The 23,258-nt window shown below is 69.5% G+C and carries 21 protein-coding genes and 1 pseudogene; 9 read left to right on the forward strand and 13 right to left on the reverse strand.

Annotated elements, in window-relative coordinates:
* Positions 1-65: 65 nt before the first annotated feature.
* The 3 genes and pseudogenes from apaG to mltA all read left to right on the forward strand — a co-directional run bounded on the left by apaG (position 66) and on the right by mltA (position 3,834).
* Positions 66-440 carry a Co2+/Mg2+ efflux protein ApaG gene (gene apaG, locus ACQ86G_RS05000; protein ID WP_088405969.1) on the forward strand — a complete coding sequence of 125 codons (375 nt, stop codon included), beginning with the start codon at positions 66-68 and terminating at the stop codon, positions 438-440.
* Positions 440-2,466 (forward strand): annotated as a pseudogene (locus tag ACQ86G_RS05005) (site-specific recombinase). Before apaG ends, ACQ86G_RS05005 begins: the two are co-directional and overlap by 1 nt.
* Positions 2,467-2,619: 153 nt before the next feature.
* The gene (gene mltA, locus ACQ86G_RS05010; protein ID WP_431259571.1) at positions 2,620-3,834 is read left to right on the forward strand and encodes a murein transglycosylase A; all 1,215 of its coding nucleotides are present in this window, start codon (positions 2,620-2,622) and stop codon (positions 3,832-3,834) included.
* On the opposite strand, the gene ACQ86G_RS05015 is transcribed toward mltA, so the two are convergent.
* Entirely contained in the window at positions 3,824-4,105 is a 282-nt protein-coding gene (locus ACQ86G_RS05015) for a DUF427 domain-containing protein (protein ID WP_431259572.1), read from the reverse strand. The genes mltA and ACQ86G_RS05015 overlap by 11 nt on opposite strands.
* An 11-nt stretch (positions 4,106-4,116) precedes the next feature.
* Between ACQ86G_RS05015 and ACQ86G_RS05020 the strand changes: the two genes are divergently transcribed.
* Positions 4,117-4,386 carry a hypothetical protein gene (locus ACQ86G_RS05020; RefSeq protein WP_431259573.1) on the forward strand — a complete coding sequence of 90 codons (270 nt, stop codon included), beginning with the start codon at positions 4,117-4,119 and terminating at the stop codon, positions 4,384-4,386.
* 14 nt (positions 4,387-4,400) lie between these two features.
* Here ACQ86G_RS05020 and ACQ86G_RS05025 read toward each other — a convergent pair whose 3' ends face one another.
* Positions 4,401-6,041: a GDYXXLXY domain-containing protein gene (locus ACQ86G_RS05025; protein ID WP_431259574.1), complete on the reverse strand. Its 1,641-nt coding sequence runs from the start codon at positions 6,039-6,041 to the stop codon at positions 4,401-4,403.
* Entirely contained in the window at positions 6,038-6,988 is a 951-nt protein-coding gene (locus ACQ86G_RS05030) for a DUF2157 domain-containing protein (protein WP_431259575.1), read from the reverse strand. The genes ACQ86G_RS05025 and ACQ86G_RS05030 overlap by 4 nt, the downstream gene beginning before the upstream one ends.
* Positions 6,989-7,092: 104 nt before the next feature.
* On the opposite strand from ACQ86G_RS05030, the gene ACQ86G_RS05035 reads away from it, so the two are divergent.
* Both ACQ86G_RS05035 and ACQ86G_RS05040 read left to right on the forward strand, forming a co-directional pair.
* Positions 7,093-7,764, forward strand: a complete 672-nt coding sequence (locus tag ACQ86G_RS05035) for a dienelactone hydrolase family protein (RefSeq protein ID WP_431259576.1) — start codon at positions 7,093-7,095, stop codon at positions 7,762-7,764.
* Between the two features lie 13 nt (positions 7,765-7,777).
* A complete protein-coding gene (locus ACQ86G_RS05040) occupies positions 7,778-9,271 on the forward strand; it encodes a M28 family metallopeptidase (RefSeq protein ID WP_431259577.1) in 1,494 nt (497 codons plus the stop codon).
* 69 nt (positions 9,272-9,340) lie between these two features.
* On the opposite strand, the gene ACQ86G_RS05045 is transcribed toward ACQ86G_RS05040, so the two are convergent.
* The 7 genes from ACQ86G_RS05045 to ACQ86G_RS05075 all read right to left on the reverse strand — a co-directional run bounded on the left by ACQ86G_RS05045 (position 9,341) and on the right by ACQ86G_RS05075 (position 15,098).
* Positions 9,341-9,772, reverse strand: a complete 432-nt coding sequence (locus tag ACQ86G_RS05045) for a hypothetical protein (protein WP_431259578.1) — start codon at positions 9,770-9,772, stop codon at positions 9,341-9,343.
* Positions 9,773-10,080: 308 nt separating this feature from the next.
* On the reverse strand, positions 10,081-10,536 hold the full coding sequence (locus tag ACQ86G_RS05050; protein WP_431259579.1) for a methylglyoxal synthase: 456 nt from the start codon (positions 10,534-10,536) through the stop codon (positions 10,081-10,083).
* 36 nt (positions 10,537-10,572) lie between these two features.
* On the reverse strand, positions 10,573-11,907 hold the full coding sequence (locus tag ACQ86G_RS05055; protein WP_431259580.1) for a glycoside hydrolase family 18 protein: 1,335 nt from the start codon (positions 11,905-11,907) through the stop codon (positions 10,573-10,575).
* A gap of 116 nt (positions 11,908-12,023) precedes the next feature.
* On the reverse strand, positions 12,024-12,731 hold the full coding sequence (locus ACQ86G_RS05060) for a hypothetical protein (RefSeq protein WP_431259581.1): 708 nt from the start codon (positions 12,729-12,731) through the stop codon (positions 12,024-12,026).
* A 37-nt stretch (positions 12,732-12,768) separates the two neighbouring features.
* Positions 12,769-13,494, reverse strand: coding sequence for a hypothetical protein (locus ACQ86G_RS05065; protein ID WP_431259582.1), 726 nt, complete (start codon positions 13,492-13,494; stop codon positions 12,769-12,771).
* A 37-nt stretch (positions 13,495-13,531) separates the two neighbouring features.
* Entirely contained in the window at positions 13,532-14,422 is an 891-nt protein-coding gene (locus ACQ86G_RS05070; protein WP_431259583.1) for an EamA family transporter, read from the reverse strand.
* 100 nt (positions 14,423-14,522) lie between these two features.
* Positions 14,523-15,098: an Lrp/AsnC family transcriptional regulator gene (locus tag ACQ86G_RS05075; protein ID WP_431259584.1), complete on the reverse strand. Its 576-nt coding sequence runs from the start codon at positions 15,096-15,098 to the stop codon at positions 14,523-14,525.
* 239 nt (positions 15,099-15,337) lie between these two features.
* Here ACQ86G_RS05075 and ACQ86G_RS05080 point away from each other — a divergent pair, with 239 nt between their 5' ends.
* The 3 genes from ACQ86G_RS05080 to ACQ86G_RS05090 all read left to right on the forward strand — a co-directional run bounded on the left by ACQ86G_RS05080 (position 15,338) and on the right by ACQ86G_RS05090 (position 20,880).
* Complete coding sequence (locus ACQ86G_RS05080) at positions 15,338-18,898, forward strand: indolepyruvate ferredoxin oxidoreductase family protein (protein WP_431259585.1); 3,561 nt, start codon at positions 15,338-15,340, stop codon at positions 18,896-18,898.
* Positions 18,899-19,223: 325 nt separating this feature from the next.
* Complete coding sequence (locus ACQ86G_RS05085) at positions 19,224-20,141, forward strand: DUF2167 domain-containing protein (protein ID WP_431259586.1); 918 nt, start codon at positions 19,224-19,226, stop codon at positions 20,139-20,141.
* Between the two features lie 4 nt (positions 20,142-20,145).
* Positions 20,146-20,880 carry a site-2 protease family protein gene (locus ACQ86G_RS05090; protein WP_431259587.1) on the forward strand — a complete coding sequence of 245 codons (735 nt, stop codon included), beginning with the start codon at positions 20,146-20,148 and terminating at the stop codon, positions 20,878-20,880.
* 19 nt (positions 20,881-20,899) lie between these two features.
* Here the strand turns inward: ACQ86G_RS05090 and ACQ86G_RS05095 are convergent, their stop codons facing one another.
* From ACQ86G_RS05095 to ACQ86G_RS05105, 3 genes are all read right to left on the reverse strand, one after another.
* Positions 20,900-21,415 (reverse strand): hypothetical protein, encoded by a 516-nt coding sequence (locus tag ACQ86G_RS05095; protein ID WP_431259588.1) that lies wholly within the window; start codon positions 21,413-21,415, stop codon positions 20,900-20,902.
* 97 nt (positions 21,416-21,512) lie between these two features.
* Entirely contained in the window at positions 21,513-22,586 is a 1,074-nt protein-coding gene (locus ACQ86G_RS05100; protein ID WP_431259589.1) for a CHAD domain-containing protein, read from the reverse strand.
* A 20-nt stretch (positions 22,587-22,606) separates the two neighbouring features.
* On the reverse strand, positions 22,607-23,110 hold the full coding sequence (locus ACQ86G_RS05105; protein ID WP_431259590.1) for a CYTH domain-containing protein: 504 nt from the start codon (positions 23,108-23,110) through the stop codon (positions 22,607-22,609).
* Positions 23,111-23,258: the final 148 nt, after the last annotated feature.

The following is a 23,258-nucleotide window of genomic DNA, read 5'->3' on the forward strand; positions in this document are numbered from 1 at the left end:
TTTGTGGTGTGTGCGGTAACCAGCATAGCCCAGGTGGGGCCCCGGAGATTCCCTAGAATCGGACGATGGCCCATCCGCACTTCCACTGCAGCGTCGCCGTCGAGCCGCTCGCCGACCAGACCTTCCCGGACCGCAACGAGTTCGCCTACGGCTACACCGTGACGATCGAGAACCGGGGCGACGTCACCGCCCAGCTGATCGGCCGCCACTGGACCATCGTGGACGGGAACGGCAAGGAACAGGAAGTGCACGGGCTGGCCGTCGTCGGCCATCAGCCGCTGCTGCAGCCGGGCGAGCGCTTCCAGTACAGCTCCTGGGCCCAGATCGCGACCCGCCACGGCACGATGAGCGGCCGCTTCCTGTGCGTCACGGACAAGGCCGAGGTCTTCCACGCCGACGTGCCCGAGTTCCTGCTGGCCGACACGGGCTCCCTGCATTGATGTTCCGTCGCCAGGGCTGGGACCTCACCGCGCTGCTCAACGCGGCGCAAGCGGCGCATCCGCAGGCGCCGCTCGCCGAGCGCAACCTCTGGCTGGTGCGATTGATCGAATGGCTGCGCCACGCGCCGCTGAAGGACGACCGCGCGCCGGCGCCGGCCGGGGAGGAGCCCGCGCCTCCCGCGGCGCCATCGGCCCCGCTGCCGATCCGCCGCCTCAGGTACCTGCTCCGCATGCTGGAGCGCCATCCGGACCACGCGAAGGCCTTCGCCGAGGTCATCGCCAGCGTCTGGGCCGACGTCGACGCGATCAGCCTGTTCGCCGAGGTCGGCTTCGCGCCGCGCATGGCGCTGTGGAACGAGTTCCTCGGCCGCCTGCGCCGCCGCCTGCTGCCGCTGAGCGCCGACACCCGGGACCTGTCCGAACTCTTCGAGCTGCTGTTCCCGCACGAGGCCGACGAGCAGTGGATCGCCGCCGTCGACGACGAACTGCTGGAGCGGCTGGGCCTGCTCTTCGTCGGCGCCCCTGAAGGCGATTGGCGCGAGGAGATGCGCGCCGCGATCACGGTGCTGGTGAGCTCGGTGCGTTCCGCCGGCCTGTCCGGCGCGCTGCGCGTGCGCATGGATCCGCAGCTGCTGGCCCGGCGGCCGTTCCGCAACCTCGCCACCGCGTGGGAGCAGGTCGAACACGCGCTCGTCGAGAACGACCGGACCGCCCTGCCCGGCCAGCTGCAGTACCTGCGCGGCCTGCTCGACGAATGCCGGGCAGCGGTGCGCTCCGTCCCGGATCACCTCGAGGAACACGGCGTCTCGGTGGACCTGATGTTCGGCGTCGAGCAGATGCAGGCGCGGCTGCGCCGCGTCGAGGACCTGCTCGCGGTGCTGCTGGCCGATCACCCGCAGCGCGAGCTGCTGCGCCTGGTGGCGGCGCTGGTGGCCGTCGTGCACGACCGGCGCAGCATCCGGACGCTGTTCGCGCGGCACTACTCGCTGCTGGCGCGCAAGGTCGCCGAACGCAGCGCCGAGACCGGCGAGCACTACATCACCCGCAACCGCGAGGAGTACGGCGACATGCTGCGCCGCGCCGGCGGCGGCGGGCTGGTGATCGCGGGCACGACCTTCATGAAGTTCGCGATCATGGCGGTGGGGCTGTCCGCGTTCTGGGGGGCTTCTGGGCGGGCGTGAACTACGCGGCCAGCTTCGTGCTCATCCTGCTGCTGCACTGGACCGTCGCGACCAAGCAGCCCGCGATGACCGCGCCGGCGCTGGCCGACAAGCTCCGCCACATCGACAGCGACGCCGGCCTGCAGGCCTTCGTCGACGAGGTCGCGCACCTGTTCCGATCGCAGACGGCGGGGATCATCGGCAACCTCGCACTGGCGGCGCCGATGGTGCTCGTCGTGCAGCTGGCGGCGTGGCTCAGCTTCGGCAAGCCGCTGGTCGGCGCGAAGGAGGCCGAGCACGTGCTGCATTCGCTGACCGTGCTGGGGCCGTCGCTGTTCTTCGCCGCGTTCACCGGGGTACTGCTGTTCGCGTCCAGCCTGATCGCGGGCTGGGTCGAGAACTGGTTCGTCTTCCACCGGCTGGACAGCGCGATCGCGTGGAACCCGCGCATCGTCGCGCGGCTGGGCGCGAGCCGGGCGGGACGCTGGTCCCGCTGGTGGCGCGACAACATCTCGGGACTGACCGCCAACATCAGCCTGGGACTGATGCTCGGCCTGGTGCCGGCGCTGCTGGGCTTCTTCGGACTGCCGATCGAAGTCCGCCACGTGACGCTGTCGACCGGTCAGTTGGCCGCCGCAGCGGGGGCGCTCGGGATCGACGTGCTCAAGCACTGGCCGTTCTGGCTCTGCGTGATCAGCATCCTGGGCACCGGCGTGCTGAACGTGGGCGTCAGCTTCTTCCTGGCGTTCAAGGTGGCGCTGCGCTCTCGGGGGATCCGACTGGCCGATCAGAAGCGCGTCCGCGCCGCGATCTGGGCGCGGATGCGCCGTCAGCCGATGAGCTTCCTGGTGCCGCCCAAGGGCTGAGCTCCGACCGTCGACGCCGGGTCGCGGCGCGCCGCTCAGGCGGCGTCGCGGTCGTCGGGCCGTTCGCCGCCCTTGCGGCCGGAGAACATCGTCCACCAGACGATGAAGACGAGCAGCGCGAGGGCGCCGAGCGCCTCCAGCAAAATCACGCCCATGATTCGTGGTCCGATCCGTAGAACTCGCCGCTGGAGCGCGGCGCTGGCGATTCTAGGCGTGCTCGGTGGCGTCGCCGTCGCGCCCTTCCTCCCCACCGCCTCCGCGACCGGATTGCCCATCGATCCGCTGAAGCTGCTGAACGGCGAGGACGACAGCGCCGGCCGGCACGTGCTGCAGCGCGAGCGCTCGCGCTGGGTCGCCGCCGCGTGGAACGAGCTGCCCGGCTGGGGCCAGGACCGCGCGCTGGAATGGTGGCCCGCGATGCTGCGCGGCTGCGAGAAACCGATGCCGGGCTGGACCGCGATCTGCGCCCAGGCACGCGGCTTCAAGCCGGGCGGCGACTGGGACGCGATGGTGTGGCTGATGAAACGGCTGCAGCCGTATCGCGTCGAGTCGCCCGAGGGCCAGCGCGAAGGCGTGGCGACCGGCTATTACGAGCCGGAGCTCGCGGCCCGGCGCCAGTCGCAGGGCGACTTCCGCGTGCCGCTGCTGGCGCCGCCGCAGGACCTGACGCAGCGCAAGCCCTACGACACCCGCCAGCAGATCGAGAGCAACGCGGCGCTGTCCCGGCTCAGCCTGGCGTGGGTGCAGGATCCGCTGGACGCGCTGGTGATGCAGATCCAGGGCAGCGGCCGGCTGCGCGTGACCGAGCGCGACGGCACCAGCCGCTGGGTGCGGCTGTCCTTCGCGGCGCACAACGAGCAGCCCTACCGCTCGATGGGCCAGTGGCTGATCGCCCAGGGCGAGCTGCGGGCCACCGAGGCCTCGTGGCCGGGCATCAAGGACTGGGGTCGCCGCAATCCGCAGCGGCTCAAGGAAGCGATGTGGGCGAACCCGCGCTACGTCTTCTTCCGCGAGGAGCCGCTGCCCGACCTCGCGGTCGGACCGCGCGGCGGTCAGGGCGTGCCGTTGACGCCGGGACGCTCGATCGCGGTGGACAAGGCCAGCATCCCGTACGGGACGCCGGTGTGGCTGGACACCACGGAGCCGCTGTCGACGACGCCGATGCGACGGCTCGTGATGGCGCAGGACACCGGCGCGGCGATCGTCGGCGCGGTGCGGGCCGACTACTTCTGGGGCTGGGGCGAGGCCGCCGAAGCCCAGGCCGGCCGCATGAAGCAGCCGCTACGGCTGTGGGTGCTGTGGCCCAAGGAGGCGGGGTCGGCCGGCGCGGCGACAGGCCCGGCCGGCGGCGGCAAGGTCACTCGGTGACCTGGACGCCCTTCCAGAAGGCGACGCGGTCCTTGATCTCGGCGGCGGCCTCCGAGGGCTCCGGGTAATACCAGACCGCGTCCGGGTTCAGGTCGCCGTCGACCATCAGGCTAAAGTAGTGCGCCTGACCCTTCCACGGGCAGGACGTGCGGTGATTGCTGAACGTGGTGAACTCGCGCTTCAGCGAGGCGACGGGGAAGTAATGATTTCCCTCGACCACCACGGTGTCGTCGCTCTCGGCGATGACTTCGCCGTTCCAGATTGCCTTCATTCCAACTCCTCGTGCTCAAACGCTATTTCGCCCATCGGGGCAAGGACATCTTCGTCACCGCCGGCTCCGCGAGAGATCTCGCCCCCGGCAGTTTCGGGATCTGCGCGATCGGGGGCGGCGCGGACGGCTGGTCCGTCGTCCACGTCGGCCCCGACGGCGATGCCGCCGACCTCGGCGGGGAGTACTACTTTGCCACCTCCGAGGAAGCCCTGGCGTTCCTGAAGGAACTGATCGACCTGATGGTGGATGGCGGGGAGCCGGAGGGGCTCCACGAGGACTGATTTCCTGACCCGCCTCACAACGGCTTCAGATCCTCCCCCACCACCCGCACCAGCAGGCCCTTGCCCTCGGGCGTCACGCGGAACTCGCCGTACTTCGCCGGTTGCCAGCGTTCGGCCTCGCCTTCCTTGAAGAACCAGGCGTCGGAGACGAAGGTCCATCGGCCATCCTTGGGCGTGAGTTCCAGCAGTTGCGTGCCCGCTGGCGGCTCCTCGTCGGGCCCGAGCAACTTCGACGACTGCACGATGCCGCGCGCATCCAGCGTCACCGCGACACGTTGCCGCGCACCCCACAGCAAGGGGGCATCCCCGTTGAAACGGGTCCGCCATTCCACGCCCGGCAGGTCGTAGCTCAACCGCATGTAGTCGCCCTGCATCAACGACCGCGGATCCACCGGCGCCAGCTTCACGAAGACCGGACGGCCTTCGGAAATCAAGCGCTCGCGTGCGGCGATCAGGACGTTCACCAGCACCAGCGCCAGCACGCCCGCGCCGAGGAGCACCGCCGCCCCACCGCGCAGCGCGAACGCGGGCCGCGCGCTCCCATCGGACGAAGGCGCCGTCGGATGCCAAGCCAGAAGGCGGACCCACGCTGCGAGCGCGACGCCCGCAATGACCAGCGCCATCGACTTGTGCGCGAGCGGCAGTTGCCACTCGTAGTACAGCGCGCCGATGGCCCACACCGCCGCTGCACCGGCCAGTGCAGCCAGACGCCAGCGACGGGTCGACGCCATCAGCGCCAGCACGAGCAGGATGCCACCCAGGGCAGGCATCAACGCCGACAGCGCCGCCAGCACCAGCATCGGCGGCATCAACCGCGCCCCGCCCGTCGGACGCCACCGGCGCCACAACCACACGGCCGCGAGTCCCGACAGCAGCACCGATACGATCCTCGACGCCCAGATCAGCGTCACATCCGAGGCCGCCAGCCCCGGTGTCGCGCCCCGGAAGAAACCTCCGAGCGCCCCGCCTGCCGCGAACGACCACCCCGCCGCCATGGCAAAGGCGGCGAGCACCGCCACCCACCAGCCGGCCAGCACCGGTTCAAGGAGCGCGGCCTGACGGGCCGAAGGCGCGCGCCGGCCGGCCTGATGCTGCAGCGCCAGCAGAGCCACGCCCACGAGCAGCAGCAGCGTGGCCAACGCCCAGCCGATCCCGCCGTGCCGTTCGTACCAGGTGAGCGAGAGCAGTTCCCTGAAGGCCAGATGACCGAGGTGCGCCACCGGCGCGGCCATCGCCACGCCGAGCAGCACCCGCATCCACGACGCGTTCAGCAGCAGGATCAACCCGACACCGACCAGCAGCGCGACGACATCGAGGCCGGCCGGGGGCAGGTCTTTCCCCAACGCGAGGAACAGCAGCACGAGCCCCGTGATCAGCAAGGGCACGGCGGCCTGTTCCAGGAACAGCGCGATCCCGCGAGCGCGCAGCATCAGCACCGACAGGACGATCAACGAGACGCCGAAGAAGTAGCCGACGCCCTCCCGCTCGATGGCGGAGCCGAAGAGCGCGAAGAACATGGCCAGGAATGGCACCGCAGCCAGCCAGGCCCCGAGCGCCGTCAGCAGCACGACGGGCCAGGGCCGGTGCACTTCCGGCGGGTCCGTGGGGGCGAGCCCCTCCGCACGGGCCTGGTCGATCCACTCGACGCCGCTCATGCGCGTGCCTCCGCGTCGCGCAGCCGACCCAGGATCAGGGTCACGCTGCCGGCCAGCAGGCCGCAGGCGACCAGGGCGATCAGGAAATATCCGCCGACGTCCAGGCGCTCCTTGGACATCCATCGCGCCAGGCCCACCACCAGCAGCGTGTCGACCGACAGCGCCAGCGCGCTCATCGCATAGACCTCGCTGTGCCGCCAGGCCAGCACCAGGCCCACGCCCATCACCCCCAACCCCAGGTAGAACTGCGGCGCCACGTCCCTGGCGATCAGCCCGCCCAGCGCCGTGCCCGAGATCGCGATCACCGAGGCCAGCACCGCCAGCCGCCACGCCCACGGCTGCGACGCCGCGCCGGGTCGCAGCGCGAGCCCGGCGCAGAGCAGACCGTAAGCCACGAAGCCGATCGCATGCACCGGCACCGTGGACGCATCGAAGCGCCACGAATGTCCGCCGAAGGTTTCCATCCACAGCCCGATCCCGGTCGCGACCACCAGCGCCCACGGCGTCCATGCCAGGTCCGAGCGGGAGGCCCACGCGATCGGCAACCCGAGCGCGGCCCAGAGCGCGAACAGCTGCCAGGGATCGGCGCCGGTCTGGTAGGTCTGTCCGAAGAAGGCCAGCAGCCCGCCCAGCGTGAGGAACGCCGCCAGCGCCAGCGGCGCACGCCACGGTCGCAGCGCCGCCGCCGCGATCAGGCTGATCGCGAGCGCCGCCTGCAGCAGCCCGAAGCGCATGGCACGACCGAAGTCGTCCCAGTTCGCCGCGACCCACAGGATCAGTCCGAACCCGATCAACCCTGCCGCCAGCGCGCCCGCGCCGCGCCGCAGCGGCGTCCACGGATCGCCCGGCGGATCATCGACACCGCTGAGCGCCCGCAAGCGCCGTGCGCTGGTCGCATCCAGGCCCTGGCTGGCCGTCCATTGGTACAACTGCTCGTGCAGACTCACGGGTTCCTCCCTCAGGATGCGACCGCCCGCAGGGGTCGTCGGTGATGTTCTTCGAGGGAGCCGATTCTTCCTCTCATCCTTCGTTCTCGCACTGGGAGTTCCACATGGGACAGATGATCGACTTCGCCCGCCCTGACGGCGGCACCACCAGCGGCTACCTCGCCAGCGCCGGCGACGGCGCGCCGGGCATGATCCTCATCCAGGAATGGTGGGGGCTCAAGCCGCACATCAAGGAGATCGCGGAGCGCCTGGCCTCCGCCGGCATCACGACGCTGGCGCCCGACCTCTACCGCGGCCGCATCGCCGCCGACGCGGACGAGGCCAGCCACCTGATGGACGGCCTGGACTTCGTCGACGCCACCACGCAGGACCTGCAAGGCGCGCTGACGCACCTGCGCGAGCACCTCGGCTGCGGCCCGGTCGGCGTGATGGGCTACTGCATGGGCGGCGCGCTGACCATCCTCGCGGGCGTGAACCTCAAGGACCTGCAGGCGGCGGTCTGCTACTACGGCATCCCGCCGGCCGAGTTCGCCGATCCGGCCAAGATCGACACGCCCTTCCTCGGCCACTTCGCCACGCGCGACGACTGGTGCACGCCGGAAAAGGTCGACGCCCTGGAGGCCCGCATGAACGCGGGCGGCCGGCACCCGGTCATCCACCGCTACGTCGCGGATCACGCGTTCTCCAACAAGACCCGCCCCGAGGTCTACGACGAGGCCGCCGCCGAGCTCGCCTGGTCGCGCACCCTGGACTTCCTCAAGCAACACCTGGCCTGACCGCGCTCATCCCATGACCTTCCATCGCCGCCGCCTCCTCCCCACCGCCGCCGCCGTCTGGGCGCTGATCGCTTGCTCCGCCATCGCACAGACCACGCCAGCCTCGGGGCCGGCGTCGGCGACGGCACGCGCCGCCTCGGAGACCGCGCCGCCGCCGCTGGATCCGCGCGTGGCGCCTATGCTCGCGGACATCTCCGCCGAGCGCATCGAGTCGACCATCCGCAAGCTGGCCGCCTTCGGCACGCGCCACACGGCGTCGGACACGAAGAGCGACACGCGCGGCATCGGCGCGGCACGGCGCTGGATCGAGGCGCAGCTGAAGGACTGCAGCGCGAAGGCCGGCGGCCGGTTGCAGGTCACGATGGACGCGTTCATCGAGCCGGCGGGCAACCGCCTCTCGGCGCCGACGGAGCTGGTGAACGTCGTGGCCACGCTGCCCGGCGCGTCGGCGGGCACGCCGCGTGAACGCATCCTCGTGGTCAGCGGGCACTACGACTCGCGCAACAGCGACGTGATGGACGCGAAGGGCGAGGCGCCCGGTGCCAACGACGACGCCTCCGGCACGGCCGCCGTCATGGAGATGGCCTGCGCCGCGGCGAAGCAGCGCTTCGACGCGACGCTCGTGTTCATGGCCGTTCCGGGCGAGGAGCAGGGCCTGCTCGGCGCCCGCCACTGGGCCCGGCGCGCCCGTACACAAGGGCTGAACGTCGAGGGGATGATCACCAACGACATCGTCGGCAGCTCGCGGGGCGACAAGGGCGAGCACGACCCGAAACGGCTGCGCCTGTTCGCCGACGGCTTCGATCCGCTGCTGCGCCTGCTGGTGAACGTGAACGCCAACAGTCCCGCCAACGAGGATGAGGTCAAGACCAACGCGGCGATCCGCGCGCAGTTGCAGCCGCTGGCCGTGGCCGGCGGCGGCGAGGAACTGCCGACGCAGCAGTTCGGCCGTCACCTGAAGGCCGAGGGCGAGCGCTACCTGCCGGACTTCCACATCGACCTGATCCAGCGTAGGGACCGCTACCTGCGCGGCGGCGACCACCTGCCCTTCCTGGAGCGCGGCTACGCGGCCGTGCGCTTCACCGAGCCCTTCGAGGACTTCCGCCACCAGCACCAGAACCTGCGCACCGAGGGCGGCGTCGTCTACGGCGACCTGCCGGAGTTCGTCGACTTCGGCTACGTGGCCGACGTGGCGCGCGTGAATCTCGCGGGCCTGGCGACACTGGCGTGGGCGCCGTCGCCGGTGAAGGGCGCGCGCATCGATGCGCGCGAGCTGACCAACGACACGACGCTGCTGTGGACCGCGAACGTCGATCCGGAACTGGCGGGTTATCGCGTCGTCTGGCGCCGCAGCGAATCGCAGACGTGGGAAGGCGCGAAGGAGGTCGGCAACGTCACCAAGGTCACGCTGCCGTTGTCCAAGGACAACCTGATCTTCGGCGTGCAGGCGGTGTCGAGGTCGGGCCACGCGAGCCTGGCGAGTTATCCGTTGCCGCTGGCGCGCTGAATTGGTCAGCGTATTGACCAACGCTTCGGCGTTTGGTCAGTATGTTGACCAAATGAGCAGCGGTTGGAACTACCGCAGCACGCCCTTCCCCAACCACTGTCCCCAGATCTTCATCGTCGCTCGCTGATCCGAGAGCCCGGGGTATTCGGCCATGGTCTTGCGCAGCGCCGTCTCATCGGTGCCGCGCGAGAACACCACCTCGCCGATCGGCCCGTCCTCCAATGAGTACCAGGCCCCGACGACGCCCTCGTCGAGCGCGCGCTGCAGGAAGATCGGGACCGCGTCCTTGTCCTTCGCCTCCGCGCGGCTGAACAGCACGATGCGGTTCTCCTCGATGCCGTCGGGATCGATGCCGGTGTGGTGCAGCGCCTGGTGCACCGTCGCCGGCTGGGCGTTGACGACCATGTAGCCCTCGCGGATGTACTGGTCGGGCTCGAAGTAGCTCAGCAGGATCTGCCGGTTGGGCGCCTTGACCACGACGATGCCGCGCTTCTGCTTCAAAGCGATCGCGCAGCGGTCCGGCCGCGAAGAGCTTCTCGTCGGCGAAGAGCCGCTTGAAGTTGTCGAGGTGCCCGGTCTGCATCGCCGCGACGGCGGCCTTGTCGTCGGGCACCGGCTTGCCGGTCTCCAGGAAGATGAACCAGTACTGTTCGGCTGCAATCATCTGAGGACGGGTCTGTGCACGGGCCGGCAGCGCGGCGAGGGCAGGCATCGCTGCCGCCGTGGCGATCAGGGAACGTCGTTGCATCGGAGTCTCCTTGGTCGTTCACCGGGTCCTCGGCGGGACCTCGGCCTCGACCGGGACGACTCTACTCCCGGCCGCCGCCCGTGCCGAGCACCTGCAGCGAGCGCAGCATCAGCCGGCTGCTGGTGACGTTGGTGGCGCAGGCGACGTTGTGGACGTCGCAGGCCCGGACCAGCGCGTTGATGTCGGGTTCATGCGGCTGGGGCGTCATCGGATCGCGCAGGAAGACGACCGCGTCGATCAGGCCGACCGCCAGCCGCGCGCCGATCTGCAGGTCGCCGCCGTGCGGCCCGGACAGCATCCGCTCGACCGTCAGGCCGACCTCCGCCGTCAGGCGCGAGCCGGTCGTGCCGGTCGCCACCAGCTCGCAGCCACCGAGGAAGCCGGCGAACTCGGTCGCGAGCATCACCATCTCGTCCTTCTTGCCGTCATGGGCGATCAGGGCGATGCGCAGGCGTGCGGGGGCGGCAGTCGCCGTCGCAGAACCGGGAAAGGGGGCGGAAGCGGTGGAGGCAGTCATGCCCGCGATCGTAGGTCCGAAGGAACGAAGCGCGAGTTACCGGCGCGGTTCTTTCTGCGTGTCCAGCGGCACGTTGCCGACGCCCCGGTTCATCGCATTGAGCAGGTCCCCGTTGTCCTGGCTGAGTTCCCAGGCGAAGACGCCCGCCAGGCCCTGGTCGCGCGCGAACCGGCCCTTGGCGAGCACGGCGCGCGGATCGTCATAGCCCATCCAGAGCTTCTGCTTCGGATTGAACAGCGACCACGACTGCGTCACCGGATCCCAGACGGACTGGTACCCCGCGCGGCCCTTGCCCGTCGCGTCGAGGATGCGGCCGGCCATCTCGCGATAGCCCTGCGCGCCCTCGGCGCCCGGATAGGCGCCGGTCTTCGCGGCGCCCGCCTTCGCCTCGCCCACGCCGGTGAAGCCGCGGCCGTACATCGCCACGCCGGCCACCAGCTTCGAACGGGGCACGCCGGCCTTCTCCAGGTTGGCCACCGCGCGCGCCAGGCTGTCGTCCGCCTGCGGCGACGACGAGCGCAGCGTCGTGTGATGCCCCGCGACCGGCGACCACATGCCGTAGAAGTCGTAGGTCATCATGAAGACGAGATCCAGCGGCTTGGACGCGTCCTTGAAGTTGATCTTGCCGACGATCGACTCCATCGGATTGACGGCCGTCGTCAGCAGGTAGGGACGGCCGGTCTCTGCCGTCAGCGCGTCAAGCGCCTTGCGGAGGTCGGCCATCAGTTCCGCATAGGACTGGCCGTCCTGCGGACTGCCGAGCTGCACGCCGTTGGCCGCGCCGTTGTTGCCCGGATGCTCCCAGTCGATGTCGATGCCGTCGAAGGCCGGGTGATCGCGCAGGAACTGCTGCGCCGAGGCCGCGAACACCGCGCGCCTGGCCGGATCACCGACCAGATGGAAGATCGGATCCGACCCGCCCCAGCCGCCCACCGACGCCACGATCTTCAGATGCGGTGCGCGCTGCTTGTAGCGCTGGAACGCGGTGTTGAAGCGCGCATCGATCGGGCCGGTACCGATCTCGAAATCCTTCTTGCCGACGCACTTGGCGGCGTCCTTCTCCAGCTGCCCGGGGCCGCACAGGCGCAGGAAGGCGTAGAGCACGTGGGTCAGGTTTTGCGGGGGCACGCGCTCGATCAGTTCGACCGGTTCCCAGTTGGGCACGTAGATCCCGACGATCTTCCCGCCGGTGCGCTCGAACTCGACCGGCTTGGCGCCGAAGAGCGGGTAACCCGGCGCTTCCGTTTTCTGATCGGCCTTCGCATCGGCGGCGGGCGTCGCGGCAATGGCGGCCGAGGCGGCCATCGCGCCGAGCACGCCAATCGCGGCGGTCAGCAGGCTCGGGATACGGGACAGGACGCGAACGGACATGCGGGGCCTCCAATGGACGCCGCAGCTTAGCGGATCACGCCGAAAATTAACACCAGTCAAATACCAATTCGACCGATGCAACAGCCTCGGAGAAACCTTTATGGAGCCACTTCGCTTTATGGCGCCACGTCGACCCGGAGCTGCAACTCCCGAAGCTTCTGCACCTCCGCGTCCCGCGTGCTGTAGGTATTGCGGTTGGCGCTCGAGGTCACGCTGCCCGTCCGCGCGATCGTGACCCAGATGCCCAGCGGTGCCTGGACGGTGCTGAGGACATCGGTGCTCGGGCGCTGCTGACCGTCGGGCAGCGAGGTGCCGTAGGCGCCGCCCTGCGGCATCTGCGCCTGGTCCGAGGCTCGGACCTCGACATCCACCGGGCTGCGCCCGCCCGGCCATTTCGGTCGGACGACGATGCCGCGAACGCGCTCGGCCATGCCCTGGCGTGGCACGACGACCACGCGGTCGCGCTCGCCCTGCTGGCGATCCATCGCGACGTCGACCCATTGGATCGGCGTCGACTCCGTCATCGTGAACGAGGCCTGCGAGCCGTTGAGCACCAGCAGGCGCGGGAACAGCTGCTGGCGCTGCTCACGGTTCTCGGTGGAGAGCGCCACGCCGCCGCGCGCCGATACGCTGCCGCCGGTGCTCACGACGGTGCTGCCATCGCGGATGCCGGCGACCGTGGAACCGCTGAGTTCGGACTCGACCCAGCGCATCTCGACCTGCAGGTTCTGCTTCGGCCCCTGCGCGTGGGCCGACGTCATCACGGAGGCGCCGACGCCGAGCGCGGCGAAGGCAAGAACGACGAGGCGGCGATTCGAGTTCATCGCATCAGCATACGCCGCGAGGACGTCAATCAGGGCGTCACTTGTTCAACGCTCTGCAGCGGTCGATGTCGCAGGCGGTGGGCAGCATCGAGCGGTATTCGACGACGCTGCCCCAGCTCTTCGGATCTCGCAGTGCGCAGCGCTCGCCCTTGCCGTTGTCGTAGTAGGACATCGTGTCGACGCAGCGCTTCGAATGCGCCATCAGGCCCAGGAAGTGGCCCATCTCGTGCGAGAGCACCATCTGCAGCGTATGGTCCGCCGGGTGCTTGGGGTTACGCTCGCGCAGCAGCGCGAAGAGGCCGGGACCGATCGACAGGCTGCGCGCGGTCACGTTGGCCAGCGCGAACTGGCCACGGCTGCCGACGTCGCTCCAGAGGATCTGGATGGCGTCCTCGGGCGGCACCTGACCGCTGGGCACGGCGATGACGGCGAGCCTCAGCCCGCAGGCCGACCAGGCCTCGGCGGAGCGTTTCACCAGCGCCATCACCTGCGGTTCGCTGAACCACGGCGGCGCGTTGTCGTGGCGATAGGCGAATCGCAACGAGCGCGTCGCGATCGCACGATCGCGGCCGTCGCCCCAGGTCTGCACTTCGCCGGGAAGGCACTGGGCGATCTCCTGGTCGCGCACGGAAGGAATCGTCGGGGAAGCCTTGCCCTTTTCCGGCGGGACGAACTGAGCATCCGCGCCAAGCGGCGCGAGTGCACCGAGCAGCGCCAGTGCCACGGCGCCAAAGGCACTGGCTAGCCGACGGTGCGCGTCCATGCCCCTTGGCCTGCCGAAGCGCATGGCAATGCGCATGTCACGCCTTCGCGGCCCGCAGCACGCCGCGCAGGTGCGGCCACAGCAGGTTGATCGCGAGTCCGCTGATCACGAGCGCCGCGGCCATCAGCTTCCACGGCGGCAGGCCTTCGCCGAGCAGCAGCGCCGAGCAGCTCATGCCGAACACGGGCACCAGCAGCGCCATCGGGACGATGGTCGCGGCCGGATGGCGCGACAGGAGGAAGCTCCACGCGCCATAGCCGAAGAGCGTGTTGCCGACCGACTGCCAGAGCACCGCACCCCATGCGCCGAGGCTGGCGCTCTGGATCGCCTCGCCCATCTGCGCGGGGCCTTCGACGACGAACGACAGCGCGAACAGCGCGGGTGCGGCGAAGGCGCTGCTCCAGACCACGTAGCCCAGCATGTTCACGGCGCCGGCGCGCTTGCCGACGATGTTGCCGCTGGACCAGCAGAGCGCGGCCAGCAGCACCATCCCGAGGCCGAGAACGGTGGTCGTGCCGTCGGTGTGCGACGCGATGACGCCGATGCCTGCGGCCGCCGTGATCAGCGCGAGCCACTGGAAGCCCTGGACGCGTTCGCCGCTCATGCGCATGGCGAGCAGCAGCGTGAAGAAGACCTGCGTCTGGATCACGAGCGAGGCGAGCCCCGGCGAGATTTGCGAGCGCATCGCGAGATAGAGCAGCGCGAACTGGCCGACACCGACGAAGGCGCCGTAGGCAGCGAGGTTGCGCCAGCCGACCTTGGGTCGCGGCAACAGCAGCATCGCGGGCAGCGCGGCGAAGGTGAACCGCAGCGCCGCGAACAGCAGCGGCGGGAACGCGTTCAGGCCCCAGCGGATCACGACGAAGTTGCTCCCCCAGATGGCGACCACGGACAGCGCGAGCAGGAAATGTCGGAGCGGTAGCGTCATGGCGGCCGGGGAGCGAGGGGGATCGTCGACTATGCCAGCGGGGCTCTCCGCTGACCCGGTACAGGGGGTCGGGAGTGCGACCGGTACAGCAAGCGGGCCCTCACCCTTTCGGCTTCAAATGCCCCAGCGGCAACGCCCCGCCTGCCTTCACCTCCCCGAGCGAGAAGCTGGTGTGGATGTCCTTCACGTTCGGCAGGTTCAGCAGCGTGTCGATCGAGAACCGGCTGAACGCATCGAGGTCGGTCGCCATCACCTCCAGCTCGAAGGTCCCGGCACCGCTGATGTAGTGGCAGGCGATCACCTCCGGCAGTTGCCGGATCGCCTCCTCCAGCTGCTTGGTCGCCGCGCCGTTGTTGCGATCCGCATCCACGCGGACGAAGGCCAGCACGCCCAGGCCGAGACGGCGCCGGTCGATCTCGGCGCGGTAGCCGGTGATGAAGCCCTGCTCCTCCAGCCACCGCACCCGCCGCCAGGTCGGCGCCGGCGACAGCCCGATCCGCGTCGCCAGCTCCGCGTTGGACAGCCGCGCCTCCCGCTGCAGCTCCGCCAGGATCGCCACGTGATACCGGTCGAGTTCGCCGCTTGCCGGAGCACCGGAACCGCCCGCGTCATCACCACGATCGGTGCCCCGATCGACCCCCTCGTCGCCGCCCGCGGAACCCGTCGCCGCCCTCATGGTTTTCCCTGATGCTCCGTTTTTCGATGCCATTCGAATCCCTTTCGTCATTCCGGGAAAGATTCTTGCTCAAACGATAGTCCCCGGCGCAGAACTAGCAAACACTCGCCGGGCGTTGTTTCCTACACTGTTCTCTGCGTTTTCCGCGCGCCGCCATACTTGGCGCGACGGCAGCCAAGGCACACGGCCTCGCCACAAGCGGGGACCGGAAGTCAGCCACCCATCAGGAGACTCCCCGCATGAACGCCCCCTTGCCCGAACACATCCTGCGCGCCCTCGAGAAGGTCACGCTGGATGACAAGTACGCACTCGACGAGGGCCGCGCCTTCATGAGCGGCGTCCAGGCGCTGGTCCGCCTGCCGATGCTGCAACGCACCCGCGACGCCATCGCCGGCCTCAACACCGCCGGCTTCATCTCCGGCTACCGCGGCTCCCCGCTGGGCGGCTACGACCAGGCCCTGATGGCCGCGAAGAAGCACCTCGCCAAGCAGCACATCGTCTTCCAGCCCGGCGTCAACGAGGAACTCGGCGCCACCGCCGTCTGGGGCACCCAGCAGCTCGCACTCTTCCCCGAGAAGGCGAAGTTCGACGGCGTCTTCGGCATGTGGTACGGCAAGGGCCCCGGCGTGGACCGCTCCATCGACGTGTTCAAGCACGCCAACATGGCCGGCACGTCCAAGCACGGCGGCGTGATCGCCATCGCCGCGGACGACCACATCGCCAAGAGCTCCACCGCCGCCCACCAGAGCGACCACGTCTTCAAGGCCGTCGGCTTCCCGGTGTTCTTCCCGAGCAGCGTCCAGGAGATCCTGGACATGGGCCTGCACGCCTTCGCGATGAGCCGCTTCTCCGGGCTGTGGTCGGGCATGAAGACGATCCAGGAGATCGTCGAATCGTCCAGCAGCGTCAGCGTCGATCCCGACCGCGTCGAGATCCTGATGCCCGAAGACTTCCAGATGCCCCCGGGCGGCCTGCACATCCGCTGGCCCGATCCGCCGCTCGATCAGGAAGCGCGGATGATGGACCACAAGTGGTACGCCGCCCTCGCCTACGTGCGCGCCAACAAGCTCAACCACAACGTCATCGCGACGCCGCATGACCGCATCGGCCTGATCGCGTCGGGCAAGGCCTGGAACGACACCCGCCAGGCACTGCACGACCTGGGACTGGACGACGACAGCTGCCGCCGCCTGGGCATCCGGCTGCACAAGGTCAACGTGGTGTGGCCGCTGGAAGCGACCATCACCCGCGACTTCGCCACCGGGCTGCAGGAGATCCTCGTCATCGAGGAGAAGCGCCAGATGATCGAGTACCAGCTCAAGGAAGAGCTGTACAACTGGCGCCCCGACGTGCGCCCGAACGTGCTCGGCAAGTTCGACGAGACCGACGGCGACCGCAGCGGCGGCGAGTGGAGCCACCCGAACCCGAGCAGCAACTGGCTGCTGCGCCCGCAGGCCGACCTGACGCCGGCCATCATTGCGCGCGCCATCGCCAAGCGGCTGAAGAAGCTGGGCGTGGACGCCGACACCGCCGCGCGCCTGGACGCCCGCGTCGCGCTGATCGACGCCAAGGAACAATCGCTCAAGAGCGAGGAGAAGACCGCTGGCGGCGCCGACCGCACGCCGTGGTTCTGCTCCGGCTGCCCGCACAACACGAGCACGCGCGTGCCGGACGGCTCGCGCGCCGTGGGCGGCATCGGCTGCCACTACATGGTCACCTGGATGCCGGGCCGCAACACCGCGACCTTCACCCAGATGGGCGGCGAGGGCGTGCCCTGGGTCGGCCAGGCGCCGTTCACCGACGAGAAGCACATCTTCAGCAACCTCGGCGACGGCACCTACTTCCACAGCGGCATCCTGGCGATCCGCCAGTCCATCGCCGCGGGCGTGAACATCACCTACAAGGTGCTCTACAACGACGCGGTCGCGATGACCGGCGGCCAGCAGGTCGGCGAGCGCCCTGAAGGCCACAGCGTCACGCAGATCATGAACAGCCTGGTCAGCGAAGGCGTGGCCAAGCTGATCATCGTCACCGACGAGCCCGAGAAGTACGACGGCAAGCCGTTGGCGCCCGGCGTGACGGTGCATCACCGCGACGAGCTGGACGCGCTGCAGCGCCAGTTCCGCGAGATCATCGGCACCTCGGTCATCATCTACGACCAGACCTGCGCGACCGAGAAGCGCCGCCGCCGCAAGCGCGGCAAGCTGGTCGACCCGGCCAAGCGCACCGTCATCAACGAGCTGGTCTGCGAAGGCTGCGGCGACTGCTCGGTGCAGTCGAACTGCCTGTCGGTCGAGCCGCTGGAGACCGAGTTCGGTCGCAAGCGCCAGATCAACCAGAACACGTGCAACAAGGACTTCTCGTGCGTGAAGGGCTTCTGCCCGAGCTTCGTCACCATCGAAGGCGGCGAGCTGAAGAAGCCGAAGAAGGACAAGCGCGTCAGCCCGTTCGACGCGTCGCTGCCGGTGATCCCGCAGCCGTCGATCCCGAACGCGGTCGAGGCCTGGGGCATCGTCGTGGCCGGCGTCGGCGGCACCGGCGTGATCACCATCGGCCAACTGCTCGGCATGGCCGCGCATCTGGAAGGCAAGGGCGTGATCACGCAGGACGCGGCCGGTCTGGCGCAGAAGGGCGGCGCGACCTGGAGCCACATCCAGATCGCCAACACGCCGGACGCGATCCACTGCACCAAGGTCGGCACCGCGGAGGCCGACCTGGTCATCGCCTGCGATTCCATCGTCGCCGCCAACAAGACGACGCTGGCCGTGATGCGCGAAGGCCGCAGCTTCGTCGCGCTGAACACGCACGGCTCGCCGACCGCCACGCTGGTCAACGACGCCAACTGGTCCTTCCCCGGCGCCGCCTGCGAGGCCGCCGTGCAGAAGGCCGTGGGCGCCTCGCACCTGGGCATGTTCGACGCGGAAGAGGTCGCGGTGAAGCTGCTGGGCGACTCGCTGTACACCAACCCGCTGATGCTGGGCTTCTCGTGGCAGAAGGGCCGCGTGCCGCTGAGCCACGCCGCGCTGATGCGCGCGATCGAGCTCAACGGCGTGCAGGTCGACAACAACAAGGCCGCGTTCGAATGGGGCCGTCGCTGCGCGCACGACCTGGCGGCGGTGCAGTCGCTGTTCGCGGCGCAGCAGGTCATCAACTTCGTCAAGCGCCAGGGCGTGGACGAGCTGATCGCCAAGCGCGTCGAGTTCCTGACCGACTACCAGAACGCCGCCTACGCCGAGCAGTACCGCGCCTTCGTCGAGAAGGTCCGTCAGGCGGAAGCCCCGGTCGGTGGGACGCGCCTGACCGAGGCCGTCGCCCGCTACCTGTTCAAGCTGATGGCCTACAAGGACGAGTACGAGGTCGCCCGCCTGCACACGGACACCAAGTTCCTCGACAAGATCAAGGGCCAGTTCGAAGGCGACTTCAAGGTCGTGCATCACCTGGCACCGCCGATGCTCGCCAAGAAGGATGACCACGGCCATCTGCAGAAGCGCCCCTTCGGCAGCTGGGTCCGTCCGGCGATGGGCATGCTGGCCAAGATGAAGGGCCTGCGCGGCACGGCCTTCGATCCGTTCGGCCACACCGAGGAACGCAAGTCGGAACGTCAGTTGATCGTCGACTACCGCGCGACGATCGACACCATCCTGGCCAAGGGTCTCACCACCGAACGTCTGTCGACCGCCGTCGAGCTGGCCCGCATCCCGGAAGACATCCGCGGCTACGGCCACGTCAAGGAGCGCCACCTGAAGGCGGCGCGCCTGAAGTGGGACCAGCTGTCGAAGCAGTGGGGCGAGTTGGCCTGACACGCCACGGCCGCTGCTGACGGAAGGCCAGGCGCGGGCTCTCCGCAGGGCATGGGGCGCCCCTCCAGGGACCCCAAGCCCTACTCCGGCCCCACTCCCGCTCGCTGCCCGCGGGGGCTCTCCCGCTCGCTGTCTGCGGGCCTTGGCGATCGATCGATACAGCCCGTCCCGGGGCTCCGGGCGGGCTGTATGTCTTTGGTCACTGCGCTGGCTTTTTGATGCCCCCGGATGGGGAAGTGCGGATTTCCCGACGGGTCGCATCGATAGACTCGCACCCTTCGGCCCGTCAGAGGCCAGGTTCGACACACCGTTTCGAGGGAATCCCATGACCACCACCCCCTTCGCCCGCACGTTGCGGGCCTTTGTCGGCGCGCTGCTCGGCGCCCTGTTCATCGCCGCCGCGCCCGCCTCGGCACAGTCCGGCCAGAGCGAGTTCGCCCAGGTCCTCGCCGCCGCGCAGAACGACATCGTGAAGGGGCCGCAGGACGTGAAGCTGTCCAGCCAGGCCGTGCTGCACCTGCCCGAGGGCAAGGTCTACATCCCGCAGCCGCATGCCGCCAAGCTGATGCACGCCATGGGCAACCCCGGCGACTACAGCGACCTGGAAGGCGTGGTGTTCCCGCGCGGCGACGCCGACTGGTTCGCGACGCTGCGTTTCGAGAAGTCCGGCTACATCAAGGACGACGATGCCAAGCACTGGGACGCCGCCGACATGCTGAAGAGCTTCAAGGAAGGCACCGAGGCCAGCAACGACGAGCGCAAGAAGATGGGCGGCCGCGCGCTGGAGATCACCGGCTGGGCGCAGGAACCGACCTACGCGGCGGATTCGCACCGGCTGGTGTGGGCGATGAAGTCGCGCGAGGTCGGCGCGCCCGCCAACGAGCCGCAGGGCGTCAACTACAACACCTACGCGCTGGGTCGCGACGGCTACATGAGCCTGAACCTGGTGACCGGCCTGGACGAGCTGCCGAAGTACAAGGGCGATGCGCAGCAGCTGCTGGGCGCGCTGGAGTTCAACGACGGCAAGCGCTACGCCGACTTCAACAGCAGCACCGACAAGGTCGCCGAGTACGGCCTGGCCGCGCTGGTGCTGGGCGTCGGCGCGAAGAAGCTGGGCCTGCTGGCGGTGATCGGCGCGTTCTTCCTGAAGTTCGCCAAGATCATCCTGCTGGCGGTGGTCGGCTTCGGCGGCGCGATCATGAAGTTCTTCGGCCGCAAGAAGAGCGAGTCCGCGGAGTCCTGAGGCCATGGCCAAACTCCTGTTCCTGCTGTTCTCCGGCGTGAAGCTGAGCAAACTGCTGCTCAGCGGGGGCACGATGCTGCTGTCGGTGCTGCTGTACGCCACCCTGTATGGCTGGCGCTATGCGGTCGGCTTCGTCGCGATGATCGTGATCCATGAGCTGGGCCACTTCTTCGCGGCCCGTCACCGGGGGCTGCCGGCGGGCCTCCCGATGCTGATCCCGTTCATCGGCGCATGGACCTCGCTGGAGAAGATGCCGCACGATGCTGAAACCGAGGCCTTCGTGGGCCTGGGCGGTCCGCTGTTGGGCGCCGTCGCGGCCACCGGGTGCTACCTGATGGCGCGGAGCTGGAACATCGACTGGCTGCTCGCGATCTCGTATGCCGGCTTCTTCCTGAACCTGTTCAACCTGATCCCGATGTTGCCTTTCGACGGCGGCCGGATCACGGCGGTGCTGTCGCCGCGGATCTGGTTCGCCGGCGTGCCCATCATGGTCGGGCTGTTCCTGTACCGTCCCAGCCCGATGCTGCTGCTGATCGCGCTGCTGGCCGCGCCGCAGCTGATGAAGGCATGGAAGTACCGCGCCGACAGCGAGGAGGCGCAGACCTACTACGCCGTCCCCGCCCGCGTGAAGTGGGAGTACGCCGCGTATTACCTGGGCCTGGCCGCCTTCCTCGCGGTGATGGCGCACGACGTCCACGAGATGCTCGGCGCGGCACGCCACCTCGGCGGCGACGCCTGAAGGCCGCCGCCGCCAGCGATCAACCCGGCGCGCCGGGCGCGCGGTAGAACATGACCGTCGGCGTCCGGCCGCCCTGCGCGCTCGCCCAGCGGAAGTGCGGATGGTCGGCCTGGTTGTCGACGACGATCATCTCGTCCTGGTTCACGCAACGGACCACCAGGAAGACGTGGTCCTCGCCGTGGTGCTGGTGCTCGCGGCAGGTGCTGCCGATGTCCCCGGCGCGCTGGTCGCCGGGCGGCACCTCGATCCAGCCGCGCGCCAGCAGCATGGCCGGCACGTCGATCGCCCAGCAGAGCTCGTGCACCGCGAAGCCGGCTTCCCGCATCAGCAAGGTCAGCGTGAGCGCGCAGCCGTCGGCCGGGTAGACCTCGCCGTCCGGGTTCAGGAATCTGCGGGCGGCCAAGGCCTGGGTGGCGCGGAGCCGGGCGGGATCGACCGCCACGGCCAGCAGCCCGGGGATCCGGGCGCGGTCCGGGACATCGTCGCCGGGGCGCGACGAGGGTTCGTTGAAAGGCAGGGAATGGATCAGCGGCATTGGGGGCCTCGCAGTGACTGAAATGAGGGGTGCGTCCCATCGCCTCGGCATGAGGCTGTGGGCGCGCTCCTCAGTGAAGTCAGCCGGCCGAAGTGCTTCAGTCCGGCTTGCGGCGCTTCGAAGCCCTGGCGCGTTTCGGCGCATGGCCGCCGCCCGAAAGCCTGACGGCCTTCACGGCCTTGGCCGCCTTGTCCAGCGCCTGCTTCTGACGCGGCCTCAGCCATCCCAGCGAGAAGCCGGCCTGGGCCGCCGCCGGCACGTCGCCGCGCGCCATCGCCAGTGCCAGCTGTTCGCGCGCCTGCGACAGGCCGACCTCGAGATCGTTGAGCGCGCCGAGCCGCTGCGCGGCCTCGTGGACACGGGCGAGCTGCCGGGCCCGGGCCTCGATCTCCTTGCGGGACAGCTTGCCGCCCGCCTCCCCGCCGGGCACGGCGAAGGTCAGTTCCATCGCCAGCCGCAGGCGTCTCAGCCGGCGGCGCAGGTGATGCCGCCCCTCGACGTCGAGGCGGTCGAAGCGCCGGACCTGCTTGTCCGTCCCGGCACGCCATTGCGCGAGGTGCCGGTGGACAAGGGCCAGTCCTTGCGCCTCCTCGGGCGCGTGCGTCGCCGCGGGCCGCGCCAGCCAGCCGATGAGAGCGAGCATCCAGCCCTGGATGTCCGGCGTGAGCAGCAGGCCGGCGACATCGATCGGGGTCGTGGACGGCGCCTCGGAGGCGGCGGACGGACGTTCGACGCGCCACGCGGCGAGCATCCCGAGGCGCCAGCCGGCTTCGGCCTGCGCATCCGCGTCGCGCGCGGCGGTGAGCCGGCGCGAGAGCTGTCCGGCGCCGTCGGCCAGCGCCTGGAGGGCGATGTCGTCCTCCGACGCCAGCAGGCGGAGCCCGGCGCGCAGGCGGCGAAGCCCGACGCGCATCTGGTGCAGGTGCTCGGGCCGATGGCGCCCGCTGGCGATCTGCGAGGCATTGCCGACGATCGGTTCCAGGCACTCGCGCAGCAGCACGTGGAGCGCGTCGTCGCGGGTCATGTCGCCGGTCCAGTGGATCGCGTGCGACTCGGCGACCGGCGCCGCGTCCAGGTTGCGCGCGAGCAGATCGCCGCGCAGCGCCTTGGTGCGCAGTTCCAGCGACAGCCCGAAGCGTTCGATGGCCCATTGCCGCGCGGTCTCGAGCACGGCGCGGGCTTCGCCGCTCTTCAGTTCGATCTCGAGTTCGGCGACCGGCGTGCTGCGCAGCGAGTCACCCTCCCCGCCAGCAGCGCGCCCTGGTCGAGCGCGAGTTCGACCGTGCCGTGCGGCGTGCGCAGCGCGCGCGTCAGGCGCGTGATGTCGGTGCGGAACAGCGCCTGCAACGCGCCTTCGGGCAGGGTGGCGAGCAAGGCCTGCAGCGCCTGTCCGGCGGGATGCCCGGCGTGCCGCGCGACATCGAGCGTGGGAAGGTCCGCGCCGAGCGGCACGTTGTGTTCGAGGCGGGTCATGCCGTCGGGCGCGGCGCCCTTGAGCGTCTGGACCCAGACCTCGCCTTCGCGACGCAGCCGCAGCGCGAAGCCGGCCTGCGCGAGGTCGCGCCCGGCCGTATCGAAGTACGAGGCCTGCAGGCGCTCCTGCGTCGCGACGGACTTGCCGGTCCCCTCGACCCAGCGACGCACCACGGGCCACTGCGATGCGGGGATCTGGAAACGGAGCTCGATTTCGTTCATCCGGCAGTGTCGCATGTGAAGAACGACGCCCCTGCCGCGGCGGCACGCCCCCGTCAGGCGGGTCCGGGCAGGATCGGGCGAGCGGCGATGTCCATACGAAATGCATATGCATTTCTCTATTCCGAGATATTTGACGTCTTCGCCCGGT

It is taken from the genome of Roseateles chitinivorans (genome assembly GCF_050632145.1).
Classification (GTDB): Bacteria; Pseudomonadota; Gammaproteobacteria; order Burkholderiales; family Burkholderiaceae_C; genus Roseateles; species Roseateles chitinivorans_B.

Bases quoted from the DNA above. Each gene is read 5' to 3' on its own strand.
- apaG (WP_088405969.1), top strand. From the start codon at position 66: ATGGCCCATCCGCACTTCCACTGCAGCGTCGCCGTCGAGCCGCTCGCC.
- mltA (WP_431259571.1), top strand. From the start codon at position 2,620: ATGATTCGTGGTCCGATCCGTAGAACTCGCCGCTGGAGCGCGGCGCTG.
- ACQ86G_RS05015 (WP_431259572.1), bottom strand. From the start codon at position 4,105: ATGAAGGCAATCTGGAACGGCGAAGTCATCGCCGAGAGCGACGACACC.
- ACQ86G_RS05025 (WP_431259574.1), bottom strand. From the start codon at position 6,041: ATGAGCGGCGTCGAGTGGATCGACCAGGCCCGTGCGGAGGGGCTCGCC.
- ACQ86G_RS05035 (WP_431259576.1), top strand. From the start codon at position 7,093: ATGGGACAGATGATCGACTTCGCCCGCCCTGACGGCGGCACCACCAGC.
- ACQ86G_RS05040 (WP_431259577.1), top strand. From the start codon at position 7,778: ATGACCTTCCATCGCCGCCGCCTCCTCCCCACCGCCGCCGCCGTCTGG.
- ACQ86G_RS05050 (WP_431259579.1), bottom strand. From the start codon at position 10,536: ATGACTGCCTCCACCGCTTCCGCCCCCTTTCCCGGTTCTGCGACGGCG.
- ACQ86G_RS05055 (WP_431259580.1), bottom strand. From the start codon at position 11,907: ATGTCCGTTCGCGTCCTGTCCCGTATCCCGAGCCTGCTGACCGCCGCG.
- ACQ86G_RS05060 (WP_431259581.1), bottom strand. From the start codon at position 12,731: ATGAACTCGAATCGCCGCCTCGTCGTTCTTGCCTTCGCCGCGCTCGGC.
- ACQ86G_RS05065 (WP_431259582.1), bottom strand. From the start codon at position 13,494: ATGGACGCGCACCGTCGGCTAGCCAGTGCCTTTGGCGCCGTGGCACTG.
- ACQ86G_RS05070 (WP_431259583.1), bottom strand. From the start codon at position 14,422: ATGACGCTACCGCTCCGACATTTCCTGCTCGCGCTGTCCGTGGTCGCC.
- ACQ86G_RS05075 (WP_431259584.1), bottom strand. From the start codon at position 15,098: ATGAGGGCGGCGACGGGTTCCGCGGGCGGCGACGAGGGGGTCGATCGG.
- ACQ86G_RS05080 (WP_431259585.1), top strand. From the start codon at position 15,338: ATGAACGCCCCCTTGCCCGAACACATCCTGCGCGCCCTCGAGAAGGTC.
- ACQ86G_RS05085 (WP_431259586.1), top strand. From the start codon at position 19,224: ATGACCACCACCCCCTTCGCCCGCACGTTGCGGGCCTTTGTCGGCGCG.
- ACQ86G_RS05090 (WP_431259587.1), top strand. From the start codon at position 20,146: ATGGCCAAACTCCTGTTCCTGCTGTTCTCCGGCGTGAAGCTGAGCAAA.
- ACQ86G_RS05095 (WP_431259588.1), bottom strand. From the start codon at position 21,415: ATGCCGCTGATCCATTCCCTGCCTTTCAACGAACCCTCGTCGCGCCCC.
- ACQ86G_RS05105 (WP_431259590.1), bottom strand. From the start codon at position 23,110: ATGAACGAAATCGAGCTCCGTTTCCAGATCCCCGCATCGCAGTGGCCC.